This window comes from Phenylobacterium sp., from assembly GCF_016793285.1.
Taxonomy (GTDB): Bacteria; Pseudomonadota; Alphaproteobacteria; order Caulobacterales; family Caulobacteraceae; genus Phenylobacterium.
Map to the genome: position 1 here is coordinate 1 of NZ_JAEUMO010000119.1, position 12,775 is coordinate 12,775.

Annotated in this window: 9 protein-coding genes; 2 read left to right on the forward strand and 7 right to left on the reverse strand. The window is 69.1% G+C overall.

The window, feature by feature from the left end; genetic code table 11:
- The 7 genes from gltB to wrbA all read right to left on the reverse strand — a co-directional run.
- Positions 1–4,524: glutamate synthase large subunit (gltB, locus tag JNL41_RS11660; protein ID WP_293475100.1), on the reverse strand; the 4,524-nt coding region annotated here is incomplete at its 3' end.
- Positions 4,525–4,721: 197 nt separating this feature from the next.
- Positions 4,722–5,300, reverse strand: coding sequence for a VOC family protein (locus tag JNL41_RS11665; protein ID WP_293475102.1), 579 nt, complete (start codon positions 5,298–5,300; stop codon positions 4,722–4,724).
- Positions 5,301–5,334: 34 nt separating this feature from the next.
- Positions 5,335–7,698 carry a TonB-dependent receptor gene (locus JNL41_RS11670; RefSeq protein WP_293475104.1) on the reverse strand — a complete coding sequence of 788 codons (2,364 nt, stop codon included), beginning with the start codon at positions 7,696–7,698 and terminating at the stop codon, positions 5,335–5,337.
- A gap of 177 nt (positions 7,699–7,875) precedes the next feature.
- Positions 7,876–8,814: a LysR substrate-binding domain-containing protein gene (locus tag JNL41_RS11675; protein ID WP_293475106.1), complete on the reverse strand. Its 939-nt coding sequence runs from the start codon at positions 8,812–8,814 to the stop codon at positions 7,876–7,878.
- A gap of 96 nt (positions 8,815–8,910) precedes the next feature.
- Positions 8,911–9,201, reverse strand: a complete 291-nt coding sequence (locus tag JNL41_RS11680; RefSeq protein WP_293475108.1) for an antibiotic biosynthesis monooxygenase family protein — start codon at positions 9,199–9,201, stop codon at positions 8,911–8,913.
- A gap of 30 nt (positions 9,202–9,231) precedes the next feature.
- Positions 9,232–10,599, reverse strand: coding sequence for an MFS transporter (locus JNL41_RS11685; RefSeq protein WP_293475110.1), 1,368 nt, complete (start codon positions 10,597–10,599; stop codon positions 9,232–9,234).
- Positions 10,600–10,770: 171 nt separating this feature from the next.
- The gene (wrbA, locus tag JNL41_RS11690; protein WP_293475112.1) at positions 10,771–11,376 is read right to left on the reverse strand and encodes an NAD(P)H:quinone oxidoreductase; all 606 of its coding nucleotides are present in this window, start codon (positions 11,374–11,376) and stop codon (positions 10,771–10,773) included.
- A gap of 157 nt (positions 11,377–11,533) precedes the next feature.
- Between wrbA and JNL41_RS11695 the strand changes: the two genes are divergently transcribed.
- On the forward strand, positions 11,534–11,956 hold the full coding sequence (locus JNL41_RS11695) for a heme-binding protein (protein WP_293475114.1): 423 nt from the start codon (positions 11,534–11,536) through the stop codon (positions 11,954–11,956).
- Between the two features lie 172 nt (positions 11,957–12,128).
- Complete coding sequence (locus tag JNL41_RS11700) at positions 12,129–12,764, forward strand: carboxymuconolactone decarboxylase family protein (protein WP_293475116.1); 636 nt, start codon at positions 12,129–12,131, stop codon at positions 12,762–12,764.
- The last annotated feature ends 11 nt before the right edge of the window (positions 12,765–12,775 follow it).

Genomic DNA, 12,775 nt, shown 5'->3' on the forward strand with positions numbered 1-12,775 from the left:
CAGGATCTCGGCGGCCCGGCGGCTGCCCGTGTGCAGGTGGTGACGCTCGATCAGGATGCGCAGGCGCTCGGCGTCCCAGCCCAGCATGTCGCCCATGCCGGCGTTCTCCACCGAGACCGAGCGCTGGCTGGGCCGGCCGGCCTCGTCGGCGCCGGCGGGCGTCGCCTCGACGGCGCCCAGATCGACCATCGCCTTGTTGCAGAGCGGGTCGAAGCGCCTGCGCGGATCGTAGACGTAGGCCACGCCGCCGCTCATGCCCGCGGCGAAGTTGCGGCCGGTGTCGCCCAGCACCACCACCACGCCACCGGTCATGTACTCGCAGCCGTGGTCGCCCACGCCCTCGACCACCGCCACGGCGCCCGAGTTGCGCACGGCGAACCGCTCGCCCGCCACGCCCTCGAGGTAGGCCTCGCCGGCGATGGCGCCGTAGAGCACCGTGTTGCCGACGATGATGTTGCGGGTGGGATCGCGCCGGGCCTCCGCGGGCTGGCGCACCACCACGCGGCCGCCGGAGAGACCCTTGCCGACGTAGTCGTTGGCGTCGCCGATCAGGGTCAGGCTCACGCCGCGGGCCAGGAAGGCGCCGAAGCTCTGGCCGGCCGTGCCCTTCAGCGTCAGCGCGATGGTGTCCTCCGGCAGGCCCGCATGGCCGTAGGCCTTCGCCACCTCGCCCGAGAGCATGGCGCCGGCGGTGCGGTTGACGTTGCGGATCGCGAACTCGCCGCGGACCGGCTCGCCCCGGGCGAGCGCCGGCTGCGCCGCGGCGATGAACTGATGATCCAGCGCCTTCTCCAGCCCGTGGTCCTGGAAGTCCCGATGGCGCAGGCAGTCCTGGCCCTCGGCGGGCTTGGCGTAGAGCAGGCGCGAGAGGTCGACGCCATGGGCCTTCCAGTGGTCGACGGCCTCGGCCATGTCCAGGCGATCCACGCGGCCGACCATCTCGTCGACGGTGCGGAAGCCCATCTCGGCCATGATCGCGCGCAGTTCTTCCGCCACGAAGAAGAAGTAGTTGATGACGTGCTCGGGCTGGCCGGTGAAGCGCGCCCGCAGCACCGGGTCCTGCGTGGCCACGCCCACCGGACAGGTGTTGAGGTGGCACTTGCGCATCATGATGCAGCCGGCCGCGATCAGCGGCGCCGTCGCGAAGCCGAACTCGTCGGCGCCCAGCAGCGCGCCGACGGCGACGTCGCGGCCGGTGCGCAGGCCGCCGTCGACCTGCACCGCGATGCGGGTGCGCAGACCGTTCAGCAGCAGCGTCTGCTGGGTCTCGGCCAGGCCGATCTCCCACGGCGAGCCGGCGTGGGTCAGCGAGGTCAGGGGCGAGGCCCCGGTGCCGCCCTCGAAGCCCGAGATGGTGACGTGGTCGGCGCGCGCCTTGGCGACGCCCGCGGCCACCGTGCCGACGCCCACCTCCGACACCAGCTTCACCGATATGCGGGCGACGGGGTTGGCGTTCTTCAGGTCGTGGATGAGCTGCGCCAGGTCCTCGATCGAATAGATGTCGTGGTGCGGCGGCGGGCTGATGAGGCCGACGCCCGGCGTCGAGTGGCGCACCTTGGCGATGTTCTTGTCGACCTTGTGGCCGGGCAACTGGCCGCCCTCGCCGGGCTTGGCGCCCTGGGCCATCTTGATCTGGATGTCGTCGGCGTTGACCAGGTACTCGGTCGTGACCCCGAAGCGGCCGGAGGCGACCTGCTTGATGCGCGAGCGCATGGAGTCGCCGTTGGGCAGCGGCTTGAAGCGGTCGGGCTCCTCGCCGCCCTCGCCCGTGTTGGAACGGCCGCCGATGCGGTTCATGGCGATGGCGAGGGTCGTGTGCGCCTCGCGGCTGATCGAGCCGAACGACATGGCGCCGGTGGAGAAGCGCTTGACGATCTCGGAGGCCGGCTCGACCTCGTCGAGGGGGATCGCGGCCTCGGCCGGTTTGAAGCGCATCAGCCCGCGCAGCGTCAGCAGCTTCTCGGACTGCTCGTTGATGGCGCTGGCGAACTTCCCGTATTCGCCCGGCAGATTGCCGCGCACGGCATGCTGCAGGCCCGAGATCGACTCCGGCGTCCACGCATGCGCCTCGCCGCGCAGTCGCCAGGCGTACTGGCCGCCGACGTCCAGCATCGACTTGTAGACAGGGTTGTCGCCATAGGCGTCGCGGTGGCGGCGCACCGTCTCCTCGGCGATCTCGGGCAGGCCCACGCCCTCGATGGTGGTGGCGGTGCCCGTGAAGTAGCGCTCGATCAGCGCCGACGAGAGCCCCACCGCGTCGAAGATCTGCGCGCCGCAGTACGACTGGTAGGTCGAGATGCCCATCTTGGACATCACCTTCATGATGCCCTTGCCGACGGCCTTGATGTAGTTCTTGCGCACGTCGTAGGCGCTGAGCGCGAGGCCGTTCGTGACCCGCAGTTGCTCCAGCGTCCGGAACGCGAGGTAGGGGTTCACGGCCTCCGCGCCATAGCCCGCCAGCACGCAGAAATGGTGGACCTCGCGCGCCTCGCCGGTCTCGATGACGAGGCCGGTCTGCATGCGCAGGCCCTGGCGGATCAGGTGATGATGCACGGCCGCGGTAGCCAGCGCCGCCGGGATCGGGATGCGCTCCACCGACGTCTCCCGATCCGACAGGATCAGGATGTTCACGTCGGCCAGCACGGCCTCGGTGGCCTCGCGGCAGATGCGCAGGAGCGCGGCTTCCAGGCCGCCCGCCCCCTCGGCCATCGGCCAGGTGATGTCGATGGTCGCCGTGCGGAACGCCCCGTCCAGCAGCTCATGCACGGCGCGGATCTTCGCCAGGTCCTCGTCGGTGAGGATCGGCTGGGCGACCTCGAGGCGCTTGTGCGTGCCGGCCTGGCGGCCCAGCAGGTTCGGCCGCGGCCCGATCATCGAGACCAGGCTCATCACCAGCTCTTCCCGGATCGGGTCGATGGGCGGGTTCGTGACCTGGGCGAAGTTCTGCTTGAAGTACTCGTACAGCAGCTTCGAGCGGCGCGAGAGCACGGCGATGGGCGTGTCGTGGCCCATCGAGCCGATCGGGTCGTCCCCGTCCCTGCCCATGGGCTCAAGGAAGAACTGCAGGTCTTCCTGGGTGTAGCCGAAGGCCTGCTGGCGATCGAGCAGGGCGTCGGGATCGTTCGGCCCCGGCTCGCCCGCGACGTCGTCCAGGGTCAGTTCCTCCAGCTTGAACTGGGTCTCGCTGAGCCACTCCTCGTAGGGCTCGGCCTCGGCGAGGGAGGTCTTGATCTCCTCGTCCTCGATGATGCGGCCCTCTTCCATGTCGATGAGCAGCATCTTGCCGGGCTGGAGCCGCCACTTGCGCACGATGCGCTCCTCGGGGACGTCGAGGACGCCGACCTCGGAGGCCATGATCACATGGTCCTGGTCGGTGATGACGAAGCGGGCGGGCCGCAGGCCGTTGCGGTCGAGGGTCGCGCCGATCTGGCGGCCGTCGGTGAAGGCCACGGCGGCCGGGCCGTCCCACGGCTCCATCAGCGCGGCGTGGTACTCGTAGAAGGCCTTGCGCCGGGCATCCATCAGCGGGTTGCCGGCCCAGGCCTCCGGGATCAGCATCATCACCGCCTGCGCCAGCGGGATGCCTCCGGCGACGAGCAGTTCCAGCGCGTTGTCGAGGCAGGCGGTGTCCGACTGCCCGTGCGGGATCAGCGGCCACATCTTGTTGAGGTCGGGCCCCAGGAGGTCGCTCTCCAGGGTGCGCCGGCGCGCGTTCATCCAGTTCACGTTGCCGCGGACGGTATTGATCTCGCCGTTGTGGGCGATGAACCGGTAGGGGTGCGCGAGCTTCCAGGACGGGAAGGTGTTGGTCGAGAACCGCTGGTGGACGAGGGCCAGCGCGCTCTCGCAGCGCGCGTCGCGCAGGTCCTCGTAGAAGCTGCCCACCTGCCCCGCGAGCAGCAGGCCCTTGTAGACCACGGTCCGCGTCGAGAAGGACGGGAGGTAGACGTCGGTCAGCGACGGCAGCCCACGCTTGGCCGCCAGTTCGGCCAGCGGATTCTGGAACTGCTTGCGGACGGCCAGGATCTTCCGCTCGTGGGCGTCCTGGTCCTTCACGTTGGGGCCACGGCCGACGAAGGCCTGGCGGATCACCGGCATCGAGGCCAGAACCGCCTCGCCCAGGCCCGTCGTGTCCACGGGCACGTCGCGCCAGCCCAGCAGCGGCTGCTTCTCGACGCGCAGGAAGTGCTCGAACTGCTCCAGCGCCGCCGCGCGCGTCAGCGGGTCCTGCGGCAGGAAGCACATGGCCACCGCGTACTCGCCGGCCGGCGGCAGGTCGACGCCCTCCCCGGCCGCCCAGGCGCGATAGAGACCGTCCGGAATCTGGATGAGGATGCCCGCGCCGTCGCCCACCAGCGGATCGGCGCCCACCGCGCCGCGGTGGTCGATGTTCAGCAGGATCTGCAGGCCCGCCTGGATGACCTCGTGCGACTTGCGGCCTTTGATGTTCGCCACAAAGCCCACGCCGCACGCATCGTGCTCGTTCCGCGGATCGTACAGGCCTTGCCGCTCGGGCGGGGTCATCAGTCGTCTCTCATAGTCAGCAGGTCGGGCAGCCGGCCACACGCGTGGCCGCCCGGAACTCGCGGGCTATTACGCGGTAGAAATGACCCTTGTCGACGGACAAATTGGCGCTTCCCGGGAAGATCATTCCCGGATGGGCGCCAGGGCGGCAACGCGCGTGCGAAGGCGGTCCCGGGGGACCGCCCCGCAAACCGGAGTTACTCCGCAGGCTCCGGCATGCGGCGCTTCAACGGCACCGGATTGCCCTTCTCGTCCATCGGATCGACGAGCAGGTCCTCGGGCGTGAAGGGCCGGGTCAGCGCGGCCAGCTCCAGCTTGATGCCGTTCGGATCGGTGAAATAGACCGAGCGGATCCAGGTGTGCTCGGTCGGCTCGGCCGGGTGGCCGTCGGGACCGTCCGAGTGGTTGATGACGTGGCACTCGACGCCCTTGGCCCGCAGCCGCGCCACCGAAGCGTCGAACGCCTCGGGCTCGATGTTGATGGCCAGGTGGTTCATCGAGGCGACGGCCGACATCATCCCGTCCTTCGCCACGTCGAGCGGCTGCGAGGCGATTCCCGGCGAGAACGGGGGCGGCTCCCGGAACCAGAAGAAGGCGATCAGGGCGCCGCCGCCGCAGTCGAAGAAGAAGTGCTGGTGGTCGCGCACCGCCATGGAGCGGACGAGCGGCATCTCCAGCACGTTCTCGTAGAAGTCGACCGTCTCGGCCATGTCCTTGCAGACAAGGGCCACGTGATTGACGCCGGAGTACCGGAACGCCTTTGCGGGCTGCGTCATCTTTTCCACTCCCTTCGGGCGGCCCTCAGGACCGCTATCGGAACGTCACCGCCAGCTCGACCCCATAGACCTTGGGGTCGGCATAGTAGTTCGCATTGAACAGGCCGGCGATGGGGTTGGCGTTGATCAGGTGGGTCTTGTTGGTCACGTTCTTCATGAACGCCGAGACCCGGTAGCGGTCCTTGGGATCCTCGTAGGTGAGGTCCGCGTCCCAGACGGCGTAGCGGCCCTGGAAGCCCTGCGGCGCGTTGGTCAGGTTGGTGAAGTGCGCGCCTTCGTACGACCAGGCCACATGCGGGGTCAGGACACCGTACTCGCCCAGGTCGATCGAGTAGGCGCCTTCGAGCTTGGCGGTCCACTTCGGCGCGCGCGGCGGGATCAGGTAGCAGGGGTCGCTGGAGTCGGCGTGGTCCTGACGGATCGGCACGCCCGCGACCGCGCCGTTACAGACGTGGCCCGGGAAGTTGTAGCTCAGCGCCGAGACGAAGCTGGTGTAGCGGGCGTGCAGGTAGCCCACCGAGGCGTTGAGCTCGAGGCCCGGGATCGGCAGCGCCGTCACCTTGCCCTCGACCCCCTTGGCGCGCTCGAAGGCGTCGTTGGCGACGAACGACTGCTGGCCGCTGCCGCCCGCGACCGGACGGAACGCGCCGACCTGCAGGTTCGAGTACTTGTTGTTGAACACCGTCACGTTGACGCGCAGGCGGTTGTCCAGCCAGTCCGACTTCACGCCGGCTTCCATCGCCTTCACCGACTCCGGCTTGTAGGGGTCGAGTTGCGACAGCGTCGTGGCCGAGGCCGAGAAGCCGCCGGCCTTCTTGCCGGTCGAGTAGCTGGCGTAGGCCATCAGGTCGTCGCTGAACTCGTAGCGCGCCGAGAGCCGGTAGATGATGTCGTCCCAGGTCTTCTGGTTCGAGATGGCCGGGGTGACGATGTTGGTCGCGTCGTAGGGGTAGTTCAGGTTGCGCAGCGACGGATAGTTGGTGATGCGCTTGCGCTCGGTCGTGTAGCGGGCGCCGGCGGTCAGGATCAGGTTGTCCATGACCCGGTAGTCGGCCTGGGCGAACGCCGCGAGGCTGCGGGCGTAGGTCCGGGTCGCCAGGTTCTGCAGCGTCACGGGCGTCGTCGCCGCCGTGTTGGCGAAGAAGCTCGGGCCCAGGATGTTGGTCTGGTCGTTCTTGTGCCGCGTCGAGAAGTAGAAGACGCCGCCCTGCCACTGCAGCGGCGACTCCGCGTCGTTCCCCTGGAGGCGCACTTCCACGCTCTGCTGGCTGCGGCCGGTGTGGATGTTCGACGTGAAGTAGTTCAGGTCGGTGGCGTCGAAGTCGGCGATCTGCAGCGACCGGTACTTCAGGTACGTCGAGATGGTGGTGAGGTCGAAGCCCCAGGGCGTGCGGTAGTGGGTGTCGAAGATGAAGCCCTTCTGGTCCAGGTTGTCGGCGCCGTCGGTGTCGCGGCGGACCGTGCGGATGTCGGTGGGGCCGCCCGGATAGCCGACGCCGGGACGCCCGGCGACCGGCGAGTTCGGCGTGATCGGGCCGCGCGTGTAGAGCGCGTCGGTCGGGCCGTTGCCGTTCTGGCCCACGGGCACGTCCTGGCGCTGCTTGGTGTAGAACGCCGTGAACATGAGCGTCAGGTCGTCGACCGGCTTCCACTGGATCTTGCCGCGGATCGCCTGGCTGTTGTCGCCGCCGACGCGGGTGTCGCCCTGCCGCTGGGTCGTGACCGGATCGACGTAGAGGTTGCGGAAGAAGCCGTCCGACTTGCGGGTCTCGGCCGCGATGCGGACCGCCAGCGTGTCGGTGATCGGCAGGTTGGCCACGACGTTGGTGTTGAACCGGCCGTAGTTGCCGGCCCTGAGCTTGCCAGAGACCTCGTAGTCCGGGGTCGGGTTGTTGGTGCGGATGTTGATGACGCCGCCGGTGGTGTTGCGGCCGAACAGGGTCCCCTGCGGCCCCTGCAGGATTTCGATCTGCGACACGTCGTAGGTGTTGAGCAGCGTGCCGGCGTTGGTGAAGTAGGCGAGGCCGTCGATCGCGACGCCGACCGGCGGCTCACCGCCGTCGATGCCCGAGAAGCCGATGCCGCGCGAGTAGACCACCGCCGACGAACGGCTGACCGAGCCCACGCCCTCGATGGTGAAGTTCGGCGCCGCGCGGGTGAAGTCCGCCAGGTTGTTGAGGAAGGCGCGCTGGATCTGCGCCTCGCCGATCGCCGTCACCGAGACCGGCACGTCCTGCACCGACTCCGCCCGCCGCTCGGCGGTGACCACCAGGGTCTCGATCTCGGTGGCGACCCGCGGGCCGTCGTCCGTCTGGCCGTCCTGCGCGTAAGCCGCGCCGCTCCCGACCAGGGCCGCAACCATGGCCGCGCCGGCCAGCAGCTTGCCTCTTCCCGTCATGTTTCCCCCGCTCTTCGGCGTATGTCGTTCATCGGCTTCTTCGCGACGCACCTGCGCCGACTGAGCCATCGGGGGACACTAGGCGAGCGCCGGGAGCGCTCGGAGATGCGAAAAATTTGCCCTGCGGAAAATGCAGTTTGACGGAATCAACGTCCTGAAATCACAGATGATTTCCAGCTACGTCGCAGGCCGGAAGTCGCGGCCGAGCGCATCCAGTTCGTCGAACAGCCATGACCGGAAGGCCTTGAACTCGGGCCGTTCTGCGAACTCCTCGCGACAGATCAACCAATACGAGCGTTTCGAGGTGACCGCCAGGTCGAAGGGCGCCACGAGCAGACCCTGCTGCATCCAGTGGTCCACGAGGGGCGATCGGCCCAGGTCCACGCCCACGCCGTGGATGGCGGCGGTCATCGACATGTTGAAGAGATCGAAGCGCCGGGCGTCCTCCAGGCTGAGCCCGCTGAGGTCCGCGCCCTGCTCGGCCGCCGCCGCGATCCAGTCGCGCCAGCCCTCGGGCGCGACGGTGGCGTCGAGGAGCGGATGCTTGATCAGGTCGGCCGGCTCCAGGATGGCGTCGGGGCCTTCCAGCAGCGTCGGCGAGCAGACCGGGAAGTGGATCTCGTGCGCCAGTTTCTCGGCCCAGAGGCCGGGAAACTCGCCCGCCATGCCGGCGCCGCGGATCGCCACGTTGGCGCCGGTGCGCTCGAACTCGATCGGCCCGTACCACTTGTTGAGGGCCTTGATCTCCAGGATCACGTCGGGGTTCGCCGCGTAGAATCGGTGCAGCCGCGGCACGATGAAGTCGGTGGCGAACGACACCACGCTGTCCAGCACCAGGTGGCGGCCCGACTCGGGATGCTTCAGGCGCCGCGAACTCTCGTGCAGGGCATCGAAGCTGGACGCCACCTGCGCCAGGTACTCCTGGCCCTTGAGCGAGAGGGTCAGGCCACGGTTCGAGCGGATGAACAGGATGACCCCGAGATCGGCCTCCAGCACCCGGATCTGGTGCAGGATCGCCGCGCGCGTGACGTTCAGCTCGCGCGCCGCGCCGGCGACGCCGAAGCGGCCGACCGCCTCGAAGGCCCGAAGCGCCGTGAGGGGCGGAAGCCAATCCATGACCGTGTCGCGTCCTCCCGCCCCGCTGCGGGCGCCCGTGGGGCCGAAGGGAACCCCGCCTGCCGCGCAACGGTCAAGCCACCGCGGTCGAAAGCCTCAGCAGGCGTCGAAGATCTCGAAACCAAGGCGCTCGGCGACCAGCGGCCCGATGCGACCGCGATTCTCGACCATGTGCGGCGCGTCGCGATGCGTCGCCAGGTCGGCCTCGCCGTCGTAGAGCTCCATGACGACGTAGACGTCCTTGTCCTCGCGCGAGCGGACAAGCTGGTAAAGCTTGTTGCCCGGCTCGTTGGCGCGCACGCCCGCCGCCTGCACGGCGAAGGCTTCCTCGAACGCCGCGCCCTTGCCCGGATGGACCTTCAGGCGGACGACCAGACCGATCCCCATCTCTCTCACGCTCCTCGTTGCGATGTCGGTTCAGGCCCCTTGCGGGGCCGCATGCAGCGCCGCGGCGCGGGCCAGGCTGTCCCTCAGCCCGGCGCGGCCGATGGCCAGGATGGTCACCACGACCGGCGTGACGATCACGCTGGCGGTGGCGAGCGACAGGCCCACCGCGTGCTCGTCGCGGTAGACGTAGTCGGTGATCAGGGCCACGACCGTCGGGCCGGACGCCACGCCCAGGACGTTGGCGACGAAGCTGAAGCTGGCCGAGAGCTGGCCGCGGAGCTGGTTGGGCGCCACCATCTGCAGCGAGCCCGCGATCAGCGACAGCGGCAGGGTGCCGATGAAGGTCGACAGCGTCAGCAGGCCCAGCGCCACCTCGTCGGACGGCGACAGCACCGCGCCGATCAGCAGCACCATGTTGGCGCTCATCGTGACCATCGGCATGAGGAAGTAGACGTCCTTCACGCCCCGCTTCTCTTCGAGCCACTCGGCGAGACGGCCGCCGACCAGGGCGCCGGTGAGGCCCATGACGGCCATGATGCCCCCATAGACGTAGCCGATGTCCTGCGCCGCCCAGCCGTGTACGCGCATGAAGAAGGTCGGCATCCACGCGGCGCTGCCGAACCCCAGCATGCTGGAGAGCGAGAAGCCCGCGAAGTGGCAGATCAGCATCCGCCTGTTGGCCCCGAAGAAGGCGGCGAACTGCGAGCGCCGTGCGGCCTTCTCGTCGGCCGACGGCTCGGGCGCGAGGCCCTTGCGGGCCGGCTCGCGGATGAAGAGCGCCGGAATGGCGAAGAGCAGGCCGCCCAGGCCCACGAAGACGAACGTGAGCTGCCAGGGCCGCAGGACGCCCACGCCCGGGAGGTCCACCGGCGGCAGCATGGCGACGAAGTGGATGGCGAGGCCGCCGACCACCAGCGCGAGGCCCGCGCCGACGTACTGCGAGCCGGTGTAGATGCTGATCGCCCGCGTGAGCCGCTCGCGCGGGAAGGTGTCGGTCAGGATCGAGAGCGCCGAGGGGTTGAGGCTCGCCTCGCCGATGCCCACCGAGATCCGCGCCAGGAACAGTTGCAGGAAGTTCTGCGCCAGACCGCAGGCGGTCGTGGCCATGCTCCAGAACAGCGCGCCGATCAGGATGATGTGCTTGCGGTTGCGCCGGTCCGCCAGCCGCCCGAAGAACAGCCCGAAGACGACGAAGAAGATCACGAACGCCGCGCCGGCCAGCAGGCTGACCTCTGTGTCGGTGAGCTGGAAGTCGCGTTTGATGGGCGCGAACAGCAGGGTCAGGATCTGCCGCTCGACGTAGCTCACCATGTTCACGAGGCTGAGCGCGGCGACGACGAACCAGATGTAGCCGGCCTGGGGGGACGACGCCGCCTTGGCGGCCGCTGGCGCGGTCATCGGTAGCTTCCCTCCCCTATTTTGGCGCGATGCTAGGTTCGGCGTCGGCCCGTGGGCATAGCCAAAAAATGCCGCCCCGCGACAAACCGGATTTGTGGCGCATGGCTCGGATTTGCCGCAGGCCAGGTTCTCTTCCTCTCCAACGCAGACGCCGCCGAACCTGGAGTCGAACTAGTCGCTCAGCCCCCGCGCCGCGCGCAGCGCCCCGGCCACGCGGGCGACGCGGGCGCCCTGGTGGCGGGCGACCTCCAGGTCGTTCTCCGTCGGCGCGCCCACCGACGAGGAGCCGTAGGGCGTGCCGGCCGCACGCGACAGGGGCGCGCCGTAGCCGTTCGGCACGATCACGAAGCCGAGGTGCGACAGGGTGGGGTAGAACGAAAGGATCGTGGCCTCGGTCCCGCCGTGCAGCGTGCCGGTCGAGGTGAAGGCGGCCCCGGCCTTGTCGTTCAGCTTGTTCTGGACCCAGAGCGCGCCCAGCCCCTCCAGGTAGGCGCGCAGCTCGCTGGCCGGCGAGCCGAACCGCGTCGGCGCGCCCAGGATGATCCCGTCGGCCCATTCCGCGTCGGCGAGCGTCGGCGCCTCGTAGGCGGCGTTCATGCGGGCGGCGTTGTCGGTCCATCCGGGGGCCAGCGCCATCACCTCGGGCCCGACGAGCTCGCGGGCGCGGCGCAGCCGGACCCGGGCCCCCGCCGCCTCGGCCCCCTCGCCGATCGCCTTCGCCAAGGCCTCAACCGATCCGCCACGCGAATAGAACGCGACCAGGATGTTCGCCGCCATCGGCCGTCCCTCCCCCTGCAAAGGCGCCGATCCTCGACCGCGGCCGACCGCTCCGCCAGCGGCAAATAATTTGTCGGTGGCCGCAAATCTTTTGGCGGGTTCGCCGGTATCCCGGGTCCGCTAGAGCGGAAGCCAGAGAAACCGGGAGGAACCGCCCATGGGCGCCAGGACGATCAGCAAGGCCTCGATCACCGCCGAGGCCGCACAGGCCGTCATCGCCGCCGCCGAGGCCAAGGCCGTCGAGATCGGCGTGCCGATGGTGATCGCCGTCGTCGACGAATCGGGCGTGCTGAAGGCGTTCTGCCGCATGGACGGCGCCCCGCTGCTCAGCGTCGATATCGCCCAGGACAAGGCCTACACCGCCGCTGCTTTCGGCATCTCCACCGACACCTGGCACAACTTCATCAAGGACGACCCGCCGCTGCTGCACGGCATCGTCAAGACGCCGCGCCTGATCGTGTTCGGCGGCGGCTACCCGCTGCAGGTCGACGGCGCGAACGTCGGCGGCATCGGCGTGAGCGGCGGTCACTACGAGCAGGACATGGTCGTCGCCCAGGCGGGCGTCGCGGCGCTCGGCTAGCCGAGCCGGCCGCCGCGGCGCGGCGTCAGGGCAACAAAATTTCACGCCCGGCAATGGGATTTGCCGCCAGATCCCACGCCAAACCAAATTGCCTGCGGGCCAAATATTTCTGCTTTGGCGAGGGCGCGGCCGGGTCACTAGCGTTCAGCCCGACGAAGTCCAGGAGCACCCGATGCCGAGAGTGAAACTCGTGCCGCGCGAAGAGGCCACAGCAGACGTCAAGGCGCTGTACGATCAGATCTTCGGCGCGGCGCGCGATCCCGTCGCCCAGCCCGGCACGGCGACCGGCACGCCGGGCAACTGGTGGACCGCCTGGGCGAACGTCCCGGGCATTCTGAAGGCCTTCAGCGCCTTTCCGATGGCCGAAGCCTCGCTGGACCCGCATCTGCGGGAACTCGCCATCCTGCGCACCGGCTACGGCCGCGGCAGCCATTTCGTCTTCTCCCAGCATTGCAAGGCCGCCCGGCGTCTGGGCGTGCCGGAGGAGAAGATCGAGGCCGTGCCCTACTGGCAGGTGGTCGATCTCTACTCGCCGACCGAGCGGGCGGTGCTGGCCTACGTCGACGGGCTCATCCTGCAGGACGGCCGGGTCCACGACCGGCTCTTCGAGATCCTGCGCAAGCACCTGTCGGACGACCACATCCTGATGCTGAGCTACTTCGTCAGCATGTACAGCCTGCACGCCACGACGACGAAGGCGCTCAGGCTCGAATACGACGACGTGCCCGAGCGCGTGGTGGAGATCCCGGCGCCGGAAAGCCCGGCCGCGTCGCCGACCGTCCAGGACTGGAAGCGCTACGCCGGATAGGCGCCGGCCAG

Excerpts from the sequence above, each read along its gene's own strand:
- JNL41_RS11670 (WP_293475104.1), bottom strand. The coding sequence starts at position 7,698 with ATGACGGGAAGAGGCAAGCTGCTGGCCGGCGCGGCCATGGTTGCGGCC.
- wrbA (WP_293475112.1), bottom strand. The coding sequence starts at position 11,376 with ATGGCGGCGAACATCCTGGTCGCGTTCTATTCGCGTGGCGGATCGGTT.
- JNL41_RS11675 (WP_293475106.1), bottom strand. The coding sequence starts at position 8,814 with ATGGATTGGCTTCCGCCCCTCACGGCGCTTCGGGCCTTCGAGGCGGTC.
- JNL41_RS11700 (WP_293475116.1), top strand. The coding sequence starts at position 12,129 with ATGCCGAGAGTGAAACTCGTGCCGCGCGAAGAGGCCACAGCAGACGTC.
- JNL41_RS11665 (WP_293475102.1), bottom strand. The coding sequence starts at position 5,300 with ATGACGCAGCCCGCAAAGGCGTTCCGGTACTCCGGCGTCAATCACGTG.
- JNL41_RS11685 (WP_293475110.1), bottom strand. The coding sequence starts at position 10,599 with ATGACCGCGCCAGCGGCCGCCAAGGCGGCGTCGTCCCCCCAGGCCGGC.
- JNL41_RS11680 (WP_293475108.1), bottom strand. The coding sequence starts at position 9,201 with ATGGGGATCGGTCTGGTCGTCCGCCTGAAGGTCCATCCGGGCAAGGGC.
- JNL41_RS11695 (WP_293475114.1), top strand. The coding sequence starts at position 11,534 with ATGGGCGCCAGGACGATCAGCAAGGCCTCGATCACCGCCGAGGCCGCA.